The organism is Photobacterium sp. R1 (assembly GCF_054600795.1).
This window is the reverse complement of record NZ_BAAHZP010000016.1, coordinates 61868-84879: the sequence shown is the minus strand read 5'-3', so window position 1 is coordinate 84879 and position 23012 is coordinate 61868. Positions and strand designations below refer to the sequence as shown.

Annotated in this window: 18 protein-coding genes; 9 read left to right on the top strand and 9 right to left on the bottom strand. The window is 53.4% G+C overall.

Annotated features, from left to right (window positions below):
- Positions 1-412 precede the first annotated feature (412 nt).
- The 3 genes from ACYP03_RS20570 (at position 413) to rimK (ending at position 4442) form a co-directional block, all read left to right on the top strand.
- Positions 413-2041: a methyl-accepting chemotaxis protein gene (locus tag ACYP03_RS20570; RefSeq protein WP_330961720.1), complete on the top strand. Its 1629-nt coding sequence runs from the start codon at positions 413-415 to the stop codon at positions 2039-2041.
- Between the two features lie 26 nt (positions 2042-2067).
- Complete coding sequence (alr, locus tag ACYP03_RS20565; protein WP_248144315.1) at positions 2068-3300, top strand: alanine racemase; 1233 nt, start codon at positions 2068-2070, stop codon at positions 3298-3300.
- Between the two features lie 242 nt (positions 3301-3542).
- Positions 3543-4442 carry a 30S ribosomal protein S6--L-glutamate ligase gene (gene rimK, locus ACYP03_RS20560; RefSeq protein ID WP_248144316.1) on the top strand — a complete coding sequence of 300 codons (900 nt, stop codon included), beginning with the start codon at positions 3543-3545 and terminating at the stop codon, positions 4440-4442.
- Between the two features lie 851 nt (positions 4443-5293).
- On the opposite strand, the gene ACYP03_RS20555 is transcribed toward rimK, so the two are convergent.
- The 7 genes from ACYP03_RS20555 to ACYP03_RS20525 all read right to left on the bottom strand — a co-directional run bounded on the left by ACYP03_RS20555 (position 5294) and on the right by ACYP03_RS20525 (position 12259).
- Positions 5294-6751: an ATP-binding cassette domain-containing protein gene (locus ACYP03_RS20555; RefSeq protein WP_459781940.1), complete on the bottom strand. Its 1458-nt coding sequence runs from the start codon at positions 6749-6751 to the stop codon at positions 5294-5296.
- A gap of 158 nt (positions 6752-6909) precedes the next feature.
- Positions 6910-7803 (bottom strand): LysR family transcriptional regulator, encoded by an 894-nt coding sequence (locus ACYP03_RS20550; RefSeq protein WP_459781939.1) that lies wholly within the window; start codon positions 7801-7803, stop codon positions 6910-6912.
- A gap of 98 nt (positions 7804-7901) precedes the next feature.
- A complete protein-coding gene (gene wrbA / locus ACYP03_RS20545) occupies positions 7902-8504 on the bottom strand; it encodes an NAD(P)H:quinone oxidoreductase (RefSeq protein ID WP_248144319.1) in 603 nt (200 codons plus the stop codon).
- Between the two features lie 42 nt (positions 8505-8546).
- On the bottom strand, positions 8547-9191 hold the full coding sequence (locus ACYP03_RS20540) for a DsbA family oxidoreductase (RefSeq protein ID WP_459781938.1): 645 nt from the start codon (positions 9189-9191) through the stop codon (positions 8547-8549).
- A gap of 204 nt (positions 9192-9395) precedes the next feature.
- Positions 9396-10064 (bottom strand): hypothetical protein, encoded by a 669-nt coding sequence (locus ACYP03_RS20535; RefSeq protein WP_459781937.1) that lies wholly within the window; start codon positions 10062-10064, stop codon positions 9396-9398.
- Between the two features lie 222 nt (positions 10065-10286).
- Complete coding sequence (gene groL / locus ACYP03_RS20530) at positions 10287-11927, bottom strand: chaperonin GroEL (RefSeq protein ID WP_248144322.1); 1641 nt, start codon at positions 11925-11927, stop codon at positions 10287-10289.
- Between the two features lie 41 nt (positions 11928-11968).
- Positions 11969-12259, bottom strand: coding sequence for a co-chaperone GroES (locus tag ACYP03_RS20525; protein WP_248144323.1), 291 nt, complete (start codon positions 12257-12259; stop codon positions 11969-11971).
- A 216-nt stretch (positions 12260-12475) separates the two neighbouring features.
- Here ACYP03_RS20525 and ACYP03_RS20520 point away from each other — a divergent pair, with 216 nt between their 5' ends.
- A complete protein-coding gene (locus ACYP03_RS20520; protein ID WP_459781936.1) occupies positions 12476-13849 on the top strand; it encodes an MATE family efflux transporter in 1374 nt (457 codons plus the stop codon).
- Between the two features lie 47 nt (positions 13850-13896).
- Here the strand turns inward: ACYP03_RS20520 and ACYP03_RS20515 are convergent, their stop codons facing one another.
- Positions 13897-14439, bottom strand: coding sequence for an FxsA family protein (locus tag ACYP03_RS20515; protein ID WP_459781935.1), 543 nt, complete (start codon positions 14437-14439; stop codon positions 13897-13899).
- Between the two features lie 279 nt (positions 14440-14718).
- On the opposite strand from ACYP03_RS20515, the gene ACYP03_RS20510 reads away from it, so the two are divergent.
- From ACYP03_RS20510 to ACYP03_RS20500, 3 genes are all read left to right on the top strand, one after another.
- The gene (locus ACYP03_RS20510) at positions 14719-16020 is read left to right on the top strand and encodes an anaerobic C4-dicarboxylate transporter (RefSeq protein WP_248144326.1); all 1302 of its coding nucleotides are present in this window, start codon (positions 14719-14721) and stop codon (positions 16018-16020) included.
- A 130-nt stretch (positions 16021-16150) separates the two neighbouring features.
- The gene (locus tag ACYP03_RS20505; RefSeq protein ID WP_459781934.1) at positions 16151-18007 is read left to right on the top strand and encodes a protein-disulfide reductase DsbD; all 1857 of its coding nucleotides are present in this window, start codon (positions 16151-16153) and stop codon (positions 18005-18007) included.
- Positions 18008-18145: 138 nt separating this feature from the next.
- Positions 18146-18784 (top strand): response regulator transcription factor, encoded by a 639-nt coding sequence (locus ACYP03_RS20500; protein WP_248144328.1) that lies wholly within the window; start codon positions 18146-18148, stop codon positions 18782-18784.
- 22 nt (positions 18785-18806) lie between these two features.
- Here the strand turns inward: ACYP03_RS20500 and ACYP03_RS20495 are convergent, their stop codons facing one another.
- Positions 18807-20546 (bottom strand): potassium/proton antiporter, encoded by a 1740-nt coding sequence (locus ACYP03_RS20495; RefSeq protein WP_459781933.1) that lies wholly within the window; start codon positions 20544-20546, stop codon positions 18807-18809.
- Positions 20547-20961: 415 nt separating this feature from the next.
- Between ACYP03_RS20495 and ACYP03_RS20490 the strand changes: the two genes are divergently transcribed.
- Positions 20962-21228: a DUF4212 domain-containing protein gene (locus ACYP03_RS20490; RefSeq protein ID WP_248144330.1), complete on the top strand. Its 267-nt coding sequence runs from the start codon at positions 20962-20964 to the stop codon at positions 21226-21228.
- A gap of 14 nt (positions 21229-21242) precedes the next feature.
- Positions 21243-22946, top strand: a complete 1704-nt coding sequence (locus ACYP03_RS20485) for a sodium:solute symporter family protein (protein WP_248144331.1) — start codon at positions 21243-21245, stop codon at positions 22944-22946.
- Positions 22947-23012 lie beyond the last annotated feature (66 nt).

Genomic DNA, 23012 nt, shown 5'->3' with positions numbered 1-23012 from the left:
AAAGGTTTGCCTTTGGCCTTTTTATTTTTTCACACTAACTTTTGCCTGAAAAAAACTGCTTTTATCTTTTTTCCCGGATTCGCCGCCTTTGACTGCCATGACGTCCTGCCGGGTCCTGAACTATTGACACAGGTTATTGAATTTCTCCGGTGCAAAAGCAGCAAAATTAAGCTTTTAGCCTTCCCCAATTCGTGACGATCACTCCATTTTTCGCAACAAAAACAACATCCTGTCATTTAGTTAAACATCAAAATAAACAACTATAAAAATATAATTTAACAAAACAAAAACAAATAAAATTTAAACATTTATTCGGATTGAAACTATTAATATTGTCATTAGACTGGCCGCCGAATACTCAGGTATCGCTCTTTTTTGTGATTCATATCACCTTTACCATTCGGAAATAGTCATGACTGCTAATTGGAATCTGAAAACCAAGCTTTCGATGCTGTTCACAGCCATCGCGCTTATCATCATCGCGGCCCTGTCTGCGATTTCCTATAACACGCTGGTCAATTCAGCGATGAACAGCATTGATACTGAACTGAACACGGCAGCGCATGCCGTGGAACAGCTCATCGGCGACTTACCGAACGATGAGAATGGCCGGGACGATGCGCTTTATGACGAGATTTCATCCCATCTGACGCACTTCACACAGGGAGCAAAACTGGAGTGGGCTTATGCCACCGTGCGTCGTAATGGCCAGATTTACTACACCTACATCAATCGCAGTACAGACGAATGGAAGCGCGGTCAGTATAAGAACTGGTATCTGGAGCGATACGATGAAGTTCCTGAGATGCTCTTCGAAGCATTCCGCACCGAAAAGAAACAATACCAAAGCTATCAGGGTGAGTTTGGCCGTTACCGTTCGGTCTTTGTGCCGTTCCGTGGCAACAACGGCGAAGTACATGTCATCGGTATTGATGTAAAGCTGACAGACATTGATGAAGTGAAGGCGGAAACCCTGAAGAAAACCTTTATTGTGGCAGCCATTTTCCTGGTGCTGGCAGTGGTTGTCGGCCGCATGATTGCCAACCTGATCGTCACGCCGATTAACGGCCTGAACGAAGTGTTGCGCTCTCTGGCCAATGGCAACTGGGATCTGAATCAGCGGGTCAAAGTACGCAGCCAGGACGAAATCGGTGAAATGTCCGACTCCTTCAATATCTTCATGGCTGCCCTGCGTGACCGCATGCTGGAAGTTCAGCAATCATCCGACAGCGTTGCAGCAACCAGTGCCCAGCTGGATATGCTGATCCGCGCCGTTGCCGATCGCTCCATGACCCAGTCTGAACATGTCGGCAGCAGTGCCACCGCCATCGAAGAGCTGGCAGCCAGTGCCCAGAGCATCACCGAAATTGTCGATAATGCCAATCAGCAAATGGGCCAGTTTGAAATGCTGACCCAAAGCACGGTCGAAGCCATTGAACACGCGGTCCGCGGCATGCAGTCAGTGCAGCGGGAAACCAATACCGTTGCAGGCAAACTGCAACAACTCGACAGCCGTGCCGGTGAAATCAACTCCATTGTCGAAGTGATCAAAGACATTGCCGATCAGACCAACCTTCTGGCTCTGAATGCGGCCATCGAAGCTGCCCGTGCCGGTACCCAGGGCCGTGGCTTCGCCGTCGTTGCCGATGAAGTGCGCCAGCTGTCTGAACGGACAGCAAAAGCCACCGTGGAAATCAGTACGATGATCAGTTCCATCCAGACTGATACCAGTGATACCACGCAGACCATGCAGACCGCTGTCGAACGTGTCGACAACAGCGTTCAGCATGCTGATCAGGCCAACGCATCCCTCAGTTCCTTTAATCAGGAAATCTCAGCGGTCAGTTCCGGCATGGAAGAAATCGCCGGTTCGGTCAAGGAGCAGGCTCACGCCTCAGATCATCTGTCTCGCAACGTTGCTTCCCTGAGTGACAGCGCGGAGGAAAACCGCCTGTCGACGATGGAAGCTCAACAGGGTGTCGACGAACTGAAACGCCGTGCTGATGCACTGCGCCAGGTCGTCAATCAGTTCACCCTGTAATCCGAAACAAGAAAAAGAGACGCACAATGAAAAACTTTAAATACTCACTGATTGCCCTCGCAATGATGGGGACGACTTCGGCTTCTATGCAGGCAACCGCGGCACCAACCCTGCCAGCGATTGAACAAGCACACAGCATGGATGAAGTACAGTCGTCAAATGCCTGGGTCGAGGTAGACAAAGCTGCCTTTGAGTCCAACATTGCGCACCTGCAAAACTACGTTGGCCGGAATACGGACATCTGTGCCGTCATGAAAGCCGACGCTTACGGGAACGGTATTGCCAACCTGCTGCCTTCGGTCATCCAAAGCGGAATTCCTTGCGTAGGAATCACCAGCAACGCCGAAGCACAACTGGTTCGCGACATGGGCTTTCATGGTCGTCTGATGCGTCTGCGTGCAGCAACACCGTCTGAAATTGAGGCGGCCGTTGATCTAAATCTGGAAGAGCTGATCGGGACCAAGCAGCAGGCGAAAATCATTGCCCGCATCGCGAAACGTCACGGTACTGTCATTCCGGTACACCTGGCCCTGAACTCCGCCAATATGGGCCGTAATGGTCTCGAAATGCGGACTAAGAACGGTAAAAAAGAAGCCAGAAAGATTGTCGCGACCAAGCACCTGCAGATCGTGGGCATCATGACCCACTTCCCGACCGAAAATCTGGATGAAATTCGCGATGGTCTGCGCCAGTTCAAGCAGGACAGCCAGTGGATTTTCAACCACACTGCATTGGAGCGTGATGACGTTCTGCTGCACGTGGCTAACTCTTTCACCACGCTGATGGTGCCGGAAGCCCAGCTGGACATGGTTCGTACCGGTGGTGCACTGTACGGTGACACAACGCCTGAGTTCCCTGAGTACAAACGCATTGTGTCGTTCAAAACTCAGGTGGCTTCCATCCACCGTCTGCCAGCCGGTTCAACGATCGGTTACAGCAAGACTGAAACCCTGAAACGTAACTCAGTACTGGCCAACCTGCCAATTGGTTACTCAGATGCTTTCCCGCGTTCACTGAGCCGGGTCGGTGAAGTGCTGATCAATGGTCAGCGTGCCAAAGTTCTGGGCAGCGCATCCATGAACACCACCATGGTTGATATCACCGATATCAGAGGCGTGAAGCCAGGCGATGAAGTCGTGCTGTTCGGCCGCCAGGGCAGAGACGAAATCACCATCGGGGAAACCGAAGATCGTTCAGGCCGAATTCTGTCTGAACTCTACACCCTGTGGGGCGTTTCAAACCCGAAAGTGCTGAAATAATTCAGCCCTCCCCTGAGGCCATCCTCCCCCTTTGGTCTCAGGGGACCTTTCCAGACAGCATCTGTACTGGCTTCCCCCGGATTGAGCAAATTTTCTTCTCGTCACCATCAAAAGAGATCATGGTCCTACCTCTCGATTCCTGGTCGCTTTCAAGGCATATTCTGCGTCCGTTTTACTGAGCTGAAATATCAGGATCGCCAACCAAACAGCTCAGATTCCTCCAGCTTGTTGATGAGAACACGATGAAAATTGGCATTTTGTCCCAGAACGCAAACCTGTATTCCACCCGACGCCTGCGTGAAGCCTGCGAGCAACGCGGCCATGAGGCGGTGGTGATTAACGCCCTGCGCTGCTACATGAACATCAATTCCGTCCAGCCATCCATTCACTTTGAAGGGCATGATCTGGTGGGCATTGATGCCATTATCCCGCGTATCGGCGCCGACATTACTTTTTACGGCTGTTCTGTCCTGCGTCAATTTGAAATGATGAACGTGTTTTCCATCAACCAGTCAATTGCGATTTCACGCTCCCGTGACAAGCTGCGCTCGCTGCAGCTGCTGAGCCGCAAAGGTATTGGCATGCCGATCACCGGCTTTGCCAGCAAACCGGACGACGTCAAAGACCTGATCAAAATGGTTGGCGGGACACCGGTGGTGATCAAGCTGCTGGAAGGCACACAAGGCATTGGTGTCGTGCTGGCAGAAACCCAGAAAGCGGCAGAGAGCGTGATCGAAGCCTTCATGGGCCTGAAAGCCAACATCATGATCCAGGAATACATTGCCGAAGCCGGCGGCGCCGACATTCGCTGCTTTGTGCTGGGTGATAAAGTCATCGCGTCGATGAAACGTCAGGCCGCAGACGGCGAATTCCGTTCAAACCTGCACCGCGGCGGCAGCGCATCTCTGGTACGAATCACGCCGGAAGAACGCCGCACCGCAGTCGCGGCGGCAAAAGCCATGGGGCTGAATGTGGCAGGCGTGGATTTGCTTCGCTCCAACCGCGGGCCGCTGATCATGGAAGTGAACTCTTCTCCGGGCCTCGAAGGTATCGAGCATGCCACCGGCAAAGACATTGCCGGGATGATCGTGGAATACATTGAAAAGCACGCCAAGAAAAAACGTCGCCACCAGGATCAGTAATTTCAAAGCACAGGCTGCGACACCCTTTGCGCAGCCTGTACAGCTTACCATTTAAAAATCACCAAATTCCTGCGCGCTCAATCACACCAAGACTCCACCTTAAAACATCAGACACTAAGTCATTGTTTTTAAATAAATTTAAATATTGTACAGCTTTTCAGGCAATTTTCCCGACGAACTCAGACATTCAACTTTTCTTGTCAAAACAGGCTGCTTCTCTCAGCTCTCAGATAAAACGCCATTCCGTACAGCTTTCTTGTTAGATTTCAGCTTATTGATGAACAAAAATGAAAGCTAAATTAGCAACAACGAAATAAACACCTAACACATTGATCGATAATATTTTTATATCGTGTACAGCTTTTCCCGCTTTTTTCCGGATCAACTGACTTATCCTGCGTCAGGCGCATCATGGCATAATAACGTTGCTGAACAATTTCGAACAAATTTGTCGAAAAACACAACAGACAGCTTTTTTGTTTCAATTCAGCGAATTACTGCTCATGATTCCACTCAAACAAATTTCAGCAAAACCTAAAGTACAATCTATTGATTTTAATAGCCTTTATGAAGTGTACAGCTTTTCGCGCTTTTTTCCGGGCAAGCATTGAAGCCTGATATTCAGCGCAGCTTTGCATCAAAGTTGCTCAAGAGATGCAGCTTTTGCCGTGGCCGCGGTTTTGCTGGCAAAAGACTGTGTCCGGATTGAATTGCCTGTCAATCAGACGCTGAGCGGCACAAACATCATCTAGCTCACCCCGAAAAATAGAATGAGCGGGCTGGCCACAGAAAGACGGCCCAAAAAAAGACCCGCGATTGCGGGCCTGGCAGCTTTTCGGGGCAATGACCGGCTAAATCACGGTAGATGATGTTTGCAGGTGCACCCGGTAACCGCCTGACGGTTCAGCTTCGAAATCGACGAAGTTCTGAATGGCATCCAGCGTATCCTCTTCATGATGCGTCACATACAACAACTGACTCAGTCCGGTCGAAGCAATACGGTTCAGTGCCCGAAACACCAGTTTACGGCTGAGGAAATCCAGCCCCTGATACGGTTCATCCAGAATCAGCAGTGCTGGCTGTTTGATCAAAGCCCTGCCGATCAACAGCAGCCGTTGCTGACCATAATCCAGTTCCCGGAAGCTCACTTTTTCCAGCGCCGTCATTTCCAGCAAGCTCAGCCATTCCCGGGCCAGCTGGATTTCCCGTTGACTCGGCTGCTGGTAAAGCCCGATGGAATCATAAAAACCCGACAACAGTACATCCAGGGCCGGACAGCTCACCCGGTATTGCAGATGCAGGGCTGACGAGACCACACCAATATGCTTTTTCACATCCCAGATGGTTTCACCACTGCCGCGCTTCATCCCCAGGACCCGGATATCATTGCTGTAGCATTGCGGATGATCACCGAGAATCAACCCCAGCAAAGTACTCTTGCCGCAGCCGTTCGGCCCGCGGACCTGCCAGTGCTGGCCCTGCTCTATCTGCCAGTTCACCCCGGTAAATATGGTTGCACCGACGTATTCGACTTTAACGTCATGCATCTCCACCAAAGGATTCGGATAATCATGCGCGGTCTGATGCGCCTGCACCAGCGCCAGCATGGCATCGCTCTTCTGTTCAGATAACGCCTTCATTTGCGCCATCACCGGATGGGTCAGCCATGCTTCATGAGTCAGCGTCTGCGACAACTGCTGCTCATCGAACAAGGCAACATGGGTAATAAAAGGCGGCAGCTCGTCTTCCCGGGACGTCACAATGAGTAACTGCATCTGCTCAGATAATTCTTCGAGCAACACGGATAAGGCCTTACGGTGTGCGAGATCTAACCCGGCGTAAGGTTCATCCAGGATCAGTAATTCTGGCACAGCTGCCAGCGCCCGGGCCAGCATGACCCGGCGGGTTTCTCCCGTCGACAACTGACGAAAGCCGCGGTGGCGAAGCTGACCTAAATCAGCCTTGTCCAGTAAGGCATCAAGTTCAGCTTCAGGGCATCCCGCCTCCAGCACCAACGCCTCAACGGTCGAACCGTAATCAATCCTATCGAGGTAATCACTGTCATCTTTTTCCAGTTCAAGATCCAGCAACCGCTGCTGCTCATGCAGCGAAATACAGGCAACCCGCTGAGGTAACTCGTGAATCTTTCCGTGCGCCGGTTCCAGCTCACCGCTGAGAATGCGTACCAGCAACGAAGCGGCATGACTGTGTGTCGAAAAAATGCCCCAGTGCTGTGCCGGTTCAATCTGCCAGTTTTCAATGGACAGCGACGCTGATTCCGTATGGTGTTTTAAAGACGCAATGCGCATGTCAGACGTTCCTTGTGATGCAGACTTCCTGAGAGCCTTTCATAGTGCAGAACTTACTGCTCAATTTCCATACATAGTTGACTTTAAAGACAATAAAAAGCCGAAGCTGCGACTTCGGCGATGCGCTGCAGAACATTGTGTGGGCCGACTGATCCGGCTCAAGAGGACGCCGCCAGCACCTTCAGGCTGTGGAATAATTCAAACAGGGTACTGACTTCACCGACATGAGCCTGCTCCGGGTTCATCCCCAGCTGCAGTTTCACCGTCCGGCTGCCGCCATGGGTCAGATCAACACGCACTAAGTCCCCCTGCTCAAGCAGTTCAGCCACGGCACCCTCCGGCAGCCAGCCAAAACCCAGCCCCCGTTTGACTGAAGTTACCGCGGCGGCAAGGCTGCTCACCGTCAGGCGCTGGTGTGATCCCAGCCAGCCGCTGTCAGTGTCCCGGGTGCCCGAATCGCGGATCACCACCTGGCGGAAATCTTTGAGGGCAGGCTGAAAAACTTGTCTCGCAGCGGCTAACGGAAACGATGGGGCGCAGACACAACAGAGCGCCACCTCTGCCAGAGGCTCGAGAATGGTTTCTTTCGGCAGCTGGCTGGCAATCGCCACAGACACCGCTCCGGATTCCAGTAACTGACCCGCACCGGAAAGCGCTGTTTCATACACCCGGAGCGATACCGCCGGGTAAATTTCGTAAAAGCGTTCAAAAATCTCCTGCGTAAAAGCAGGCGGCAGCAGCACATCCACCGCAAGGCTCACCTCTGTCATCAGTTGTCCCTGATATTTCGAAGCCAGAGTTTCAATCTGAATTGCATTATGGTGCAGGCTTTGTGCACGCGGCAGCAGTTCACGCCCCAGCTCGGTCAGCGTGGAGCTCCGGCCTTCAACCACAAAAAGCGGCAGCCCCAGTAAAGACTCCATCTTCTTGATACTGTGACAGACTGCAGACTGGCTTTTGTTCAGCTGCAAAGCCGCTTTGGCCGCACTGCCTTGCTCAGCAATGGCGATAAAAGCCCGCCACATTTCCAGCGTGACACGCGCAATCGGCATAAACTCATCCCTTTTCATATGAAGTCAGCACTATGACCGAAAAATACGGGTTCAGGCAACAACCTTCTTGATGGAAGGCCGTTCCTGAACCTTTGGCTTCACTGACTGAGTTTTTTCGCCAGGGTCGCCACATGTTTCCCCTGAAACTGTGCCATCGCCAGTTCTTTGACCGACGGCTGGCGGGAACCGTCTCCGCCGGCGATACAGGCCGCGCCCAACGGCGAGCCCCCTTTCACCTCCGATACATCGGCCAGTTCTGGCGAGGTATAAGGCAAACCAACCACCACCATCCCATGGTGAAACAGCGTGGTATGGAACGACTGCACTGTCGTTTCATTGCCGCCGCCGGTTCCCGTCGACGTAAACACACTGCCAATTTTGCCAACCAGTTTCTGCTCAAACCACAACCCGCCGGTCTGATCCAGGAAGTTCCGCATCTGTGCGGCCATATTGCCGAAACGTGTTGGGGTTCCAAAGAGAATGGCATCGTATTCTGCCAGATCCTGCGGCTTAGCAAGCGGTGCCTGCTGATCGAACCGGATACCGGATTTCTTCGCAATGTCCTCCGGCACCAGCTCAGGCACCCGCTTGATATCAACGTCCACATCGCCGGCACTTCGTGCCCCTTCTGCCACCGCATGGGCCATGGTTTCAATGTGTCCGTAACTGGAGTAATAAAGCACTAAAACTTTTGTATTCATTGTATTTCCCCGCCTCAATCTGATGAAAATGGTGTCTTTCGGTTAAGCTGCCTGTTCATTGCTGATCAACTGCAACAGTGCCTGCTCCGTCAGGGTCTGCGAAACCACCTGCGCACCATTGATGATGAGACTGGGAATACTGCGCAGCTTAAACTCCCGGGCACGTTTCAGATCCGCTTCGACCGCATCACGCACGTCGTCACTATCCAGCAGCGCTTCGAATCGCACGGTATCCAGCCCGATATTTCCGGCTGCAGCAATGATCACGTCACGATCGCCGATGTTGTCATTCACTTTGAGGTGAAGATGCTGGATTTCATCAAAATAATCCCAATGGGTATCCGAATTCCCCATCAGCTCAGCGGCTTTCGCCCCCAGCGCCGCCAGATATCCGCTCGGGTAAGAGAATGGCTTGGCTCGCATGCCTTCAATCTCAAACCGGCCCGGATCATCCGCATGCTGCTGACAAGCGACCCAGTGATTCAGAATTTCTTGTTTTGCCGCTTCCAGCGAACCAAAACGCTGGATCATTTCCGCATCATTGCGCTGCAACACAAAACAGCGCTGCTTGACTGCCACATCTGCCCGCTCAGCCAGCTTGCGCAGCCGTGGGCTCAGGACATAACACCAGCCACAGACGGCATCATGAAAAAATTCCAGGGTAATTTTTGGCTTTGTATCCGACATTAATCGTTTCCTCAATTCAGATTCAGGACATCAAATTCAAAGCCTGGCCAGGCAGTACACGCTGTTCGTTCAGCTCAGGAATCATCTTAGGGGGAAAGCGGCAGGAAAAAAATTGCAAAGAATTGGGGGGTATTATCGATTTTTTGCAAGGGTTAAAAGCCTGCGATTTTCCGCAGGCAACATCAGGAAAGGATGAAATAGATTTTAATTTCGGGTGATCACATAAGCATTGTTGCCCATGCCGGTCCCCACCTTACAACTGACGGAAAAATGATGTCGGCCGCGGGTATAGTTACTTGGGATTGGCGAATTGGCACACACCGTAAAGCTGGATCTGTACTTATCCGCATACACCTGAGTACTGCCGTTGATAGAATTGCCGGAGCCAAAATTACAAGCCGTATTGTAAATATTCGCGATAATCACGAAACCGTCATAGACACGGCTGTGATACCCCGCGCAGGTTCTGAACGTCGAACCATCTTTCGGGGCCAGTGAAAGAATGTAAGCATTATCACTGTGCTGCCAACTGCCACAGTTAAAATCCACCGTCGTTCGGGTGATCACATATCCGTCCGGAATGAAATCTCCGCGGCAAATCGTCATGCTTCTGGCCTGAACCTGAAACATCTCACTCAGACGCTCGTCAGAGAGCATTTCATTGCCCGGGATCTGATGAATCTGAGCATCCAGATGGTATTGGTCAATAAATGCTTGCTCCGATTCACTGGCATGCACGGTTCCGGTCATCCAGAGACCACTTGCTGCAATCAGCAGGATGATTTTTCTCATCCTGATTTTACTCAACCGGGTTGCTCTCAATATCGCTTTGCTGAACATGGAAAACTCCTGAAGGTGGACGGATATCAACATGAGAGTCTCCGTGAAACAAAACAGCGAGCGATATAGGCTGATCTGAAAAATTGAAGATCGATAAGAAGAAAAATCACTGAGGGACAGCGTGATTTCAGAAAATCGGTAGAAACACCACAATATAAAATCAGTCACTTAACATAGACGTGAAAGAAAAAAATCATCCATAAAAAAACCCGCCTTTCAGCGGGTTTTCTGATTCATCACAGATGACGGGGCTGATTACATCATGCCGCCCATGCCACCCATACCGCCCATCGCGGCGCTCATATCTGGCGCGTCGCCTTTTGGCAGTTCAGTCACCATCGCTTCGGTGGTGATCATCAGGCCAGCAACAGACGCTGCAAATTGCAGTGCAGAACGGGTTACTTTGGTTGGATCCAGGATACCCATGTCCAGCATGTCGCCGTATTCGCCGGTTGCAGCGTTATAACCGAAGTTACCTTCGCCATTCTTCACTTCGTTCGCAACGACAGACTCTTCGTCACCAGCGTTACGGGTGATTTGACGGATTGGCGCTTCCATTGCACGCAGCGCAACACGGATACCTACGTTTTGCTCTTCGTTGTCGCCAGTCAGCTCAGTCAGTTTAGAAGCCGCACGGATCAGGGCAACACCACCACCGGCAACCACGCCTTCTTCAACCGCAGCACGGGTTGCGTGCAGGGCATCTTCAACGCGGTCTTTCTTCTCTTTCATTTCAACTTCAGTGGCAGCGCCAACTTTGATCACAGCAACACCGCCTGCCAGTTTAGCAACACGCTCTTGCAGTTTCTCTTTGTCGTAGTCTGAAGTCGCTTCTTCGATTTGCTGACGAATTTGAACCACACGGCCCTGAATCGCAGTTTCTTCACCATGGCCATCAATGATAGTGGTGTTTTCTTTGGTGATGCTGACACGCTTGGCCTGACCCAGATCTTCCAGAGTCACTTTGTCCAGCTCCATGCCGATTTCTTCAGAAATCACAGTACCTGCAGTCAGGACAGCGATGTCTTGCAGCATCGCTTTACGACGGTCACCGAAACCTGGTGCCTTCACAGCAGCCACTTTCACGATACCACGCATGTTGTTCACAACCAGTGTCGCCAGCGCTTCACCTTCAACATCTTCTGCAATGATCAGCAGCGGACGAGAAGCTTTTGCAACCGCTTCCAGCGTTGGCAGCAGTTCACGGATGTTCGAGATTTTCTTATCAACCAGCAGGATAAACGGGCTTTCCAGATCCACGCTGCCTGCTTCCTGGTTGTTGATGAAGTACGGAGACAGGTAACCGCGGTCGAACTGCATGCCTTCAACAACGTCCAGCTCATCGTGCAGCGCCTGACCTTCTTCAACGGTGATCACGCCATCACGACCAACTTTTTCCATGGCTTCAGCAATGATGTTACCAACCGTCGCATCAGAGTTCGCAGAAATCGTACCCACCTGTGCGATCGCTTTGCTGTCTGCACAAGGCTGAGACAGTGCTTTCAGTTCTTCAACCGCAGCAACCACAGCTTTGTCGATACCACGCTTCAGATCCATCGGGTTCATGCCCGCAGCCACAGCTTTCAGACCTTCGTTCACAATCGACTGAGCCAGAACCGTTGCAGTCGTTGTACCGTCACCGGCAGCGTCGTTTGCCTGAGAAGCAACTTCTTTCACCATCTGTGCGCCCATGTTCTGGAACTTGTCTTCCAGCTCAATTTCACGCGCAACAGATACACCATCTTTAGTGATGGTTGGAGCACCGAACGACTTGTCCAGAACCACGTTACGGCCTTTCGGGCCCAGGGTAACTTTGACAGCGTCAGCCAGAATGTTCACACCTTCCAGCATTTTTACACGAGCGTCATTACCAAATTTTACGTCTTTAGCAGCCATGTTTAACTTCCTTTCTTAATTCTTGATTCGAGGTGAATGGATTATTCAACAATTGCCAAGATGTCAGTTTCAGACATGATCAGAACTTCTTTGCCTTCAATCTTCTCGGTCTTGGTCGCGTAACCTTCAGAGAAGATGACAGTATCACCAACTTTGACGTCCAACGGCTGCACAGAACCATTCTCAAGAATGCGGCCCTTGCCCACAGCCAGTACAGTACCGCGGGTAGATTTTTCTGCAGCAGAACCAGTCAGAACGATGCCACCAGCAGATTTAGATTCAACTTCCTGGCGCTCAACGATCACTCGGTCATGTAAAGGACGAATATTCATCGGTCGTCTCTCCTGATTTTGGTAATATCCATAGGTTTGTTTGAAAGCGAGCCGGTCAGTTTGTCCGGCTCACGAAATCTGTTCCTTAGACATGTTGGGTCGTTTTTCTGGAACCCAAGTCCTGTCGTTAAATTTTTTTGTTTTTTCTGCCAGATTTTTTGCCGGATCACACTCTTTGCTTTAGGGTGGGCTGGCAAAAGCGAACTTGAGAACCTTATGACCCGATCAGAACGACCAGATAAACATGGGCTGCTGTCGGCCCCGATCCCGGAAGTTTTACGACGCCTGACCATTCCCATGGTGTTTGGGATGATCGCGATTCTGATGTTCAATCTGGTCGATACCTTCTTTATTTCTTTGCTAGGCACCCGGGCGCTGGCCGCTGTCAGCTTCACGTTTCCTGTCACCTTTGCCCTGAATTCCATCACCATGGGCGTCGGGGTCGGCCTGTCCGCCTGCATCGGCCGGCTGCTGGGCAGCGGAGATGACCATGCCGCCGCACGGGTTTCCAGCCACGGGCTGTTACTGGCGGTACTTCTGGTCGTCGCGGCCGCCGGACTGGGGCTGCTGACCATCAATCCGCTATTCCGCCTGCTGGGCGCGGAAGAAAACCTGCTGCCGATCATCCATGAATACATGGCGGTCTGGTATCTGGCGATTCCGCTGCTGGTGATCCCCATGGCCGGGAACAGTGCCATCCGGGCCACCGGCGATGCCCGAACCCCGGCGAAAATCATGATGCTGGCCGGCGTGATCAACGGTGTGCTCGATCCGTTGCTGATTTTTGGCTACGGCCCTTTCCCTGAACTGGGTGTCCGGGGTGCCGCCATTTCAAGCGGTGTCAGCTGGGCGGTGGCGCTGGTGTGGTCACTGCGGATCTTAATCGTACGGGAAAAGCTGCTGGCAATGCCGGATCTCCGGCTCATCTTTGCCGACTGGCGGCAGATCCTCCATATCGGGACACCAGCCGGGCTGTCGAATGCACTCACGCCCCTGTCGAATGCTTTAATCATGGTGCTGCTTGCGGCTCAGGGGACGGCCTCAGTGGCTGCCTATGGCGCTGCGATGCGGATTGAATCGCTGCTGATGCTGGTCATGATCGCGCTCAGCTCTGCTCTGATGCCATTCATGGCGCAAAACTTAGGTGCTGAACAACCCCGCCGGGCCTTTGAGGCTCTGTTCAAGGCGATGAAATTTGCATTAGGCTTCCAGTTACTGGTGTTCATCATGATGGTGCCGCTCAGCTGGCCATTATCCGCCCTGTTCAGTCAGGATGAAGCGGTCCGGACCCAGCTCTGGCATTACCTGATCCTGGTCCCGGCCAGTTATGGCTTACTGGCCATCTGCATGCAGCTGATTAATGCCCTCAATGCGCTGCATCTGTCGTTTCAGGCCCTGCTGTGGAACCTGATCCGGCTCTTTGGTCTGCTGCTTCCTGCCGCCTGGCTGGGCAGCTGGGTCAACGGCACGGAGGGCCTTTTTACTGGCATTGCAGTCGCCAATGTGCTGTGCGGACTGGCGGCTTTGGTGTATGCCCGCAGGCTGCGGCGCTGGCATGTGCCATCACCGGCAGTGATGGTCGGGAAATAACAAAACAGGCAGCCGTGGCTGCCTGTTTTTAAATCCGAACTGCTTTTTTAATGCAGTCGATGCTGATCGTCATCGTCTGAGTTTTGACGCTTTCCTTTGTCGTCTTTACGCTCATATTCACCGTCAAAAACGTCCCCTTGCTGGTTGCCACTCTGATCATGACCAAAGGGATCACGGTGAGAAAACGGCCCGTGCGACCCAAACCTGCCACCGAAACCATTCTGATGCATGCTCTGAATCTTCACCTTGGTCATCAGATAACGGGCAATCGCGGCACGCGGCCCCGGCAGCAGAACAATCAGGCCCATGGCATCCGTCATGAAACCCGGCGTCAGCAACAGCACCCCGGCCACAGCCAGCATCACACCTTCCAGGATCTGCTGCGCCGGGAGTTCACCTTGATTAAGCCGATCCTGGACCGACAGCAAGGTGGCAATCCCCTGACTGCGCACCAGCGATGCCCCCACAATCGCCGTCAGCAGAACCAGAAACAGCGTGGTCCACAGCCCGAGTACCCCGCCAACCTGAATAAAAAGCGCAATTTCAATGACGGGGACAAGAATAAACAGCAGTAAAAGAACAGGAAACACAAACACCCCTTGATCAGGCTGGCAAACAAAACAAATGCGGACACCGGCAGCTCCATGCGCCGATACCCTTGATGTTGTCTATGATGGCGGGATTCCCCTGATTTTCAACCCTAGCACCGGATGCTTTTAACCGGATCACCATTCTGAATCAATTTCAGGGTCTGGCGAAGGTGATATGTTTGGCAAACACATTTGTTAGCAAAGATTGCGCAGAAACCGGTCCCGAAACAAGGAACCGTTGACCCTACCGGTTTCAATCACGTCACTCTCGGAGCGGTTATGATTGGAATTGAGCTTTTCATTGTTCTTGCTTTTATTTTTCTTGGGGCCCGGATCGGCGGGATCGGCATTGGTTTTGCGGGCGGTGCCGGCGTGCTGGTGCTCTCTCTCGGACTGGGCCTGCCAGCGGGTCATATTCCGGTCGATGTGATCCTGATTATTATGTCGGTCATCACCGCCATTGCTGCCATGCAGGTTGCCGGTGGGATGGACTGGCTGGTCGACCTGGCCGAATGTTTTCTGCGCAAGCACCCCAAACGCATCAACTTTTACGCGCCGATGGTTACCTACGTCATGACGTTGCTGGCCGGTACCGGACACACGGCTTTTTCGACCCTGCCGGTGATTGCAGAGGTCGCCAAGGAGCAGGGCATTCGCCCCTCACGCCCCCTGTCGATTGCGGTGATTTCCTCTCAGATAGCCATTACCGCTTCGCCAATATCCGCCGCGCTGGTGTTTTTCTCCGGGCTGCTGGAACCGCTGGGCATCAGCTACCTGACTTTGCTGGCCATTTGTATTCCGAGTACCTTCGGAGCCTGTATGCTTGGTGCCCTGGTCGCCAGCTTTCAGGGCTGCGAGCTGAAAGATGACGCGGTGTATCAGGAACGGCTCGCCAAAGGGCTGGTCCGGGTCAAAGGCAGTCAGGTCAGAAACATCCCGGTCACTGCCAAGCCTGCCACTTACATCTTTCTGGCCGCCATTGCAGCCGTGGTCATCTACGCCACCCTGATCTCCGATGCAGTCGGACTCATTCCTGATCCGGCAATGGGACGTAACCAGGCCATCATGGTTTTCATGCTGACTGCCGCCATGGCCATTGTCCTGTTCACCAAAATTGATGCCGGGCAAATTGCCAGTGCCGCAACCTTCAAATCCGGTATGAGTGCCTGCGTCTGCGTGCTGGGGGTTGCCTGGCTGGGCGATACTTTTGTGTCGAGCCATATTGAGGGCATCAAAACCGTGGCCGGTGAATTGCTGGCACAGTATCCCTGGATGCTGGCGGTGACCTTGTTCTTTGCTTCCATGCTGCTGTATTCACAGGGCGCCACCACGACGGCCCTGATGCCCGCAGCCTTGGCCATCGGCGTTTCACCGCTGACTACAGTCGCCTCTTTTGCCGCGGTCAGTGCGCTGTTCGTCCTGCCCACCTACCCGACGCTGCTGGCCGCAGTGGAAATGGACGATACCGGCTCAACCCGTATCGGGAAGCTGGTCTTTAACCATCCTTTCTTCCTGCCGGGTGTGACAACAATCGCCGCTTCCGTGGCGCTGGGCTTCCTGCTGGGGCCTATACTTGCCTGAGAAGTGTCTGTGATATGAAACTCTGCGGTATTTATCCGGTCTGACAGACATAAACCGATAAGGTATAGTCGCCTGATGAGCAACCCGCTCTCAGGCGGCAATATTCAGACTGATCATGAGCCAGAATCCGATGACTATACTGCGACACCTGCGTATCACACGTTTGTTTGTCTTTTTCCTGCTGTTCCTCAGCCTGCCGTTACGAGCTGAGTTTTCGCTGCCGGGACTGACAGAGCCTTCCAGCCAGAACAGCTTCGTCCCGGTTGATCAGGCTTTTGCGTTTAACTTTTCCCAGAACGACGACCAGCTGGTGCTCGACTGGCAGGTCAGACCGGGTTATTACCTCTACCAGCATCAGCTTTCCGTCACCGCCAGTGGAGCAACCGTCGGTGATATCCGTCTGCCCGCAGGCACGCCCTACAAAGATGAATTCTTCGGTGATGTCACCATTTATCCCGAGCCGCTGACCCTCCAAGTACCGATTGTTCAGGCGGGTGACAATGCCACGCTGACCGTGCGTTATCAGGGCTGTGCCAAGGCCGGTTTCTGTTACCCGCCGGAAACCCGTGAGGTACCGCTCTTTGCGGTCGCCGCTGCTGCCGGCACCGCAACAGCCAGCGCAGCGCCGGTCAAAGCCAATCTGATAGTAAGTACTGACACCGACATTCAAAACCATTCAGGTGAGCGCCAGAACGACACAGCCGTGACCAGCGCCCCGGTCAGCCAGCAGGACAAGCTGGCCAGCGATCTGGCCGAGCAGTGGTGGACGCCGCTGCTGTTTCTGGCTCTGGGTATCGGGCTGGCATTCACGCCCTGCGTGCTGCCGATGTATCCGATCCTGACCGGCATCGTACTGGGCCGCGGTCAGCTCAGTAACGGACGTACTTTTACCCTGGCCTTCACTTATGTCCAGGGTATGGCGCTGACTTACACCCTGCTGGGGTTAGTGGTTGCTTCGGCCGGGCTTCAGTTTCAGGCAGCGTTACAGCATCCTTACGTCCTGATCGGCCTCAGCGCACTCTTCGTGCTGCTGGCGCTGTCGATGTTCGGGGCTTACACCCTGCAACTGCCCTCCAGTGTCCAGACCTGGCTGAGCCAGCTCAGCAACCAGCAATCCGGCGGCCAGCTCGGCGGTGTATTTGCGATGGGCGCCATTTCCGGTCTGGTGTGCTCTCCCTGCACCACAGCGCCGCTGTCCGGTGCTCTGATTTACGTCGCCCAGAGCGGAGACTTACTGACCGGTGCCGTGGCTCTGTATGCGCTGGCGATCGGGATGGGGATTCCGCTGATCCTGGCTGCCATGTTCGGCAACCGTCTGCTGCCGAAAGCCGGTGCGTGGATGAACAGCGTAAAAATCTTCTTCGGATTTGTACTGCTGGCCGTACCACTGTTCCTGCTGGAACGCATCCTTCCGGCGAACCTGATGCCTTATCTGTGGGCCATCTTTGGTGTGGCTGTGTTTGGCTGGCTGTATCATGTCAAACAGGGCATGACCCACTCCTGGCGCAGCAGCCTGCTCGGTATCCTCGCTATTGTGGGATTACTGGGGTCTCTTTTACCAGTTTATCAGGGGCTGACGGGGTCACAACAGCAACAAGCCACTCAGTTGCCTGAGATCACCTTCAAGCGCGTGTCCAGCATGGACGAACTGAATACAGCCCTGGCCCAGGCCAAAGCCGAAGGAAAACCAGTCATGCTGGATTTCTATGCTGACTGGTGCGTGGCCTGTAAAGAATTCGACAAGTACACCTTCCACGATGCCAGCGTCGCGCCTGAACTCCAGCGCTTTATCCTGCTGCAGGCCGATGTGACCGACAGTAAGCCGGACGATATCAAGCTGCTGCAAAAAATGAATGTCCTGGGCCTGCCGACGCTGGACTTCTGGCATGCGGACGGCGAACAGGCCGCCAAGGCCCGCCTGACCGGTTTCATGGAAGCCGAGCCATTCCTTGATCACCTGAAAGCGAATCAACTCATTGGTCAATAAGCAGAAAACTATTCCCCAATGACATAAAACGCCCCCAAGTCGCGAACGGGAACGGATCCAGTTCGTAACTTGGGGGCGAACAAATTGATCTGTCTGACCGGCAGTGATAGCGTTAACAAAAACTAAACACTCAATGCCATGGACGCTCAGTACACAATCGTCATCGCCGATGACCACCCCCTGTTCCGCAATGCACTGTTTCAATCCGTGCACATGGCGGTCAGTAAGGCGAATCTGCTGGAAGCAGACTCCCTCGATACCCTGTTAACGCTGCTTGAAAAAGAACCCGATGTTGATCTGGTGCTGCTGGATCTGAAAATGCCCGGCGCCAACGGCATGTCCGGCCTGATTCAACTGCGGGCCCAGTACCCGGAACTGCCGGTGGTGGTCGTGTCTGCCAACGAAGAAGCCTCAGTGATCCGGCAGGTCCGTCATCACGGGGCATTCGGCTTCATTCCAAAATCCAGTGATATGCGCGCCCTGATCAGCGCACTGAATCAGGTGCTGGAGGGTGAGCCCTGCTTCCCACCGGGGATCGGCGAGGATGAAGACAACCCCGAAATGGATGCGCTGGCAGCCAGAATTGCAACCCTGACGCCGCAACAGTACAAGGTATTGTGTATGCTGTCTGATGGCCTGCTCAACAAGCAAATCGCCTACGAACTCAATGTGTCGGAAGCCACCATCAAAGCCCACATGACCGCCATTTTCCGCAAACTCGGGGTCAAAAACCGCACTCAGGCCGTGATTCTGTTAAACGAACTCAGCGACGAGTGAGTGATGACTCACTCGTCGTGTTTCAGGAGGCAACGTCCTCTTCTTCCTCTGGCAGGCGTAAGCCCACTTTAGTGACCTGCCAGTCTTCCACATCGGCGACAACCCAGTACAGACCGTTCCACTCGAAGTTATCCCCCAGCACCTGATTCGTCCCCAAATGCTGAATCACCAGCGCTTTGAGGGTCAGTGCCGGATCAACGCCGTCGAGTTCCAGGCCGTAAGCTACGGCAACATCAACCAGCCGGGCCTCGGCATCCAGGAAAAAGTCACCAAAGAAGCGAACCAGCTCTGTTTTTTCCGGTGCTTCACTGAACAGCTGACTGAGCGCTTCCAGATCTTTTTCCTGAGCCAGCACGCAGAGGATATCGCCCTCTTCCAGCCGGGTACTGCCCGAGGGGTGCATCAGTCCTTCCTCGCGAAAGACGGCTGCAATCCGGGTGCCTTCCGGCAGGAAAAGGTTGCGCAGCGGCTCACCGATACACCATTTATCAGCCTTCATCTTATAGACGAACAGCTCCCATTCTGAGGCCGGAAAAATTTCCACCCCGGTCCGGGAGACCGGCTCCGGTCTTGGCGGCAATTCCACTTTCGCCAGTGCCATGGCTTTGGTCAGCGTGCCCCCCTGAAGGATCAGGGAGACCATGACCACGAAAAACGCCAGATTAAAATACAGCTGGGCATTGGGCAGCCCCGCCATCATCGGGAACACCGCCAGAATAATCGGCACCGCGCCACGCAGCCCGACCCAGGAAATGAACCATTTCTCACGGGCGGTAAAACTGCGAAACGGCAGCAGACCGATCCAGACCGAAATCGGACGGGCAAACAGAATCATTCCGAAGGCCAGTGCCAGCCCCGGCAGGGCAATCGCCAGCAGATTCGACGGCGTGACCAGCAGGCCCAGCACCAGGAACATCCCGATCTGACTGAGCCAGGTCATGCCATCCAGCACGTTCAGAATCGAATGGCGGCCCCGGGTCGGGCGATTCCCCAGCAGCAGACCGGCCAGATAAATCGACAAGATCCCGCTGCCGCCGAGCGCGTTCGAAACCGCGAAAATGATCAGACCGCCACTGACGGCCAGAATCGAATACAAGCCCTCCGGCAACTGGCTGCGATTAATCACCCGCCACAACACCCAGCCTCCTGCCAGTCCGAGCAAGGTGCCAATGCCAAACTGCTTCACAAAGCTCAGGGCCAGAAAGCCGGCACTGAATTCGGTTCCCTGGCTGCTGAGTACCGCAATCAGCGTGACAGTCAGAAACACCGCCATCGGGTCGTTAGTCCCGGATTCAATTTCCAGGGTTGAACCGACCCGCTCGTTCAGGCTGCGGCCTTTCAGCAACGAGAACACTGCCGCAGCGTCTGTTGACCCGACAATTGCGCCCACCAGAATGCCCTGTAACGGCGCCAGATCGAACAACCACATGGCCATCAGGCCCGTCAGCAAAGTCGTAATGGCAACCCCAACGGTTGCCAGCGTGACCGAGGGCAAGAAAGCAACCCGGAAACTGGCCACCCGGGTCCGCATCCCGCCATCCAGCAGAATAATCGCCAGTGCCAGGTTGCTGACCAGGTACGCCAGCGAATAATCATCAAATAAGATACCACCCGGGCCATCTTCACCAGCCAGCATGCCGACAGCAAGAAACACCAGCAGAATCGGAATCCCTAATCGGGAAGAGACCGGACTCAGGAGAACACTCAAAGCAATCAGGAGCGCACCAACCAGAAAAAAGCTGTTAATTGAAATCGCGTCCACTCATCCTCCATCAGTTATTGTTGTTATGAATTTTTTTCGTCACCCAGTGTACCAAACGGGCGCCTGTATATTTTGCCCTAAAATACAGCGACCTTTGGAAAACTATCTGTAAACAAATTCGCGCCTCGCCCCGCTCAATCCGCTGAAAAAATATTTTTTCACCACCGAATCGTCGGAAAACCAATGGCCTCTCGCCTGAAAACAACGAGCTGTCCGGCCTAATACTTTTGGCTAACTTAACACTGAATTAACATCCGGGTTTTATTGATATCTATCACTAACACTTTAAATCTAGATGACTTTCGGTGTTTTTTTGCCCGACTAAAGTTGCAATGTCCCCTGTTCAGAAGCTTGCTATTGTCATCAGGTAACATTTTTTTAACCGAAAATGACTGACCATAGGAAGGAGAAAACCATGGCGTTTGAATCCAAGGAACAAGCGCAAGCCTACTGGAAGGAGAACCTGACCATTATGGGTTCCCTGCTTGCCATCTGGTTCCTCGTGTCATACGGGGCAGGTGTGTTATTTGTGGATGCTCTCAATCAGTTCCAGCTGGGTGGCTTTAAGCTCGGTTTCTGGTTCTCACAGCAGGGCTCCATTTATGTCTTTGTGGCGCTGATTTTTATTTACGTCTACAAGATGAATGCGCTGGACCGCAAGTTCAACGTTCACGAGGATTAAGGGAGTCATCACTCATGGATATTCAAACCTGGACCTTCATACTGGTGGGGCTGTCATTCGCACTCTATATCGGCATTGCGATCTGGTCCCGTGCCGGATCAACCAGTGAATTCTACGTGGCCGGCGGCGGTGTGCACCCGGTCGCAAACGGCATGGCCACCGCGGCAGACTGGATGTCTGCAGCTTCCTTCATTTCCATGGCCGGGATTATCTCGTTTGCCGGTTATGACGGTGGTGTTTACCTGATGGGCTGGACCGGCGGTTACGTCCTGCTGGCACTCTGCCTCGCACCTTACCTGCGCAAGTTCGGTAAGTTTACCGTGCCGGATTTCATCGGCGATCGTTACTACTCCCGCACCGCCCGTATGGTTGCTGTGTTCTGTGCTATCTTTGTTTCCTTCACTTATGTTGCAGGACAGATGCGCGGCGTGGGCGTGGTGTTTGCCCGTTTCCTGGAAGTTGATATTAACATCGGCATCGTGATCGGGATGGCGATTGTCTTCTTCTACGCGGTCATGGGCGGCATGAAGGGTATCACCTATACCCAGGTAGCTCAGTACTGCGTGCTGATCTTCGCCTTCATGGTTCCGGCAATCTTCACCTCAATCATGGTGACGGGTTCTGCCATCCCTCAGATTGGTTTCGGCTCCACCATCAGCGGCACGGATGTGTATCTGATGGACAAACTGGAAGGCCTGAGCACCGAACTGGGCTTTACCTCCTATATTGACGGCTCGAAGAGCATGGTGGACGTGTTCTTTATCACTGCCGCGCTGATGGTCGGTACGGCCGGTCTGCCGCACGTGATTATCCGTTTCTTCACTGTGCCTCGCGTAAAAGACGCCCGTATCTCGGCTGGCTGGGCACTGCTGTTCATCGCTTTCCTGTACACCACAGCGCCTGCTGTGGCTGCATTTGCCCGGATCAACATGTTTGAAACCATCAATGGTCCGGACATGCAGGGTGTGGCGGCGGAGCAGGCCCCAGGCTGGGTGACCAACTGGGAGAAAACCGGCCTGGTGACCTGGGAGGATAAAAACGGCGACGGCAAAATGTTCTACTCCGGCGATGCGCGTAACGAAATGAGCATCAACCGTGACATCATCGTCCTGGCAAGTCCTGAGCTGGCCAAACTGCCGAACTGGGTTGTTGCCCTGCTGGCAGCCGGTGGTCTGGCAGCGGCGCTTTCAACGGCGGCAGGTCTGCTGCTGGTGATTTCAACGTCAGTGTCGCACGATCTGCTGAAGAAGGGCTTCAAACCGGATATGACCGACAAACAGGAGCTCATGGCCGCCAGGATTGGTGCCGCACTGGCTGTCGTAGGTGCCGGTTATCTGGGGATTAACCCGCCGGGATTCGTGGCTCAGGTCGTGGCCTTTGCCTTCGGTCTGGCAGCGTCATCTTTCTTCCCGGCCATCATCATGGGTATCTTCTATAAGAAGATGAATAAAGAAGGCGCAATTGCCGGGATGCTGAGCGGTATTCTGTTTACCGCGGCTTATATCATCTACTTCAAGTTCATCAACCCTGCGGCAAGTACTCCGGACAACTGGTGGTTCGGCATCAGCCCGGAAGGCATCGGTACACTGGGCATGTGTGTGAACTTTGCCGTGTCGATTGTGGTGAACAAATTCACCGCAGAAGTACCGGATGATGTACAGGAGCTGGTGGAGTCCATCCGTTATCCGAAAGGTGCCGGTGAAGCGCACAGCCACTGATTCAGAACGATCAGGGTCAACACAACACTCAGTCGCAGAAATGGGGGAAACCCCGCCTGTATTAAC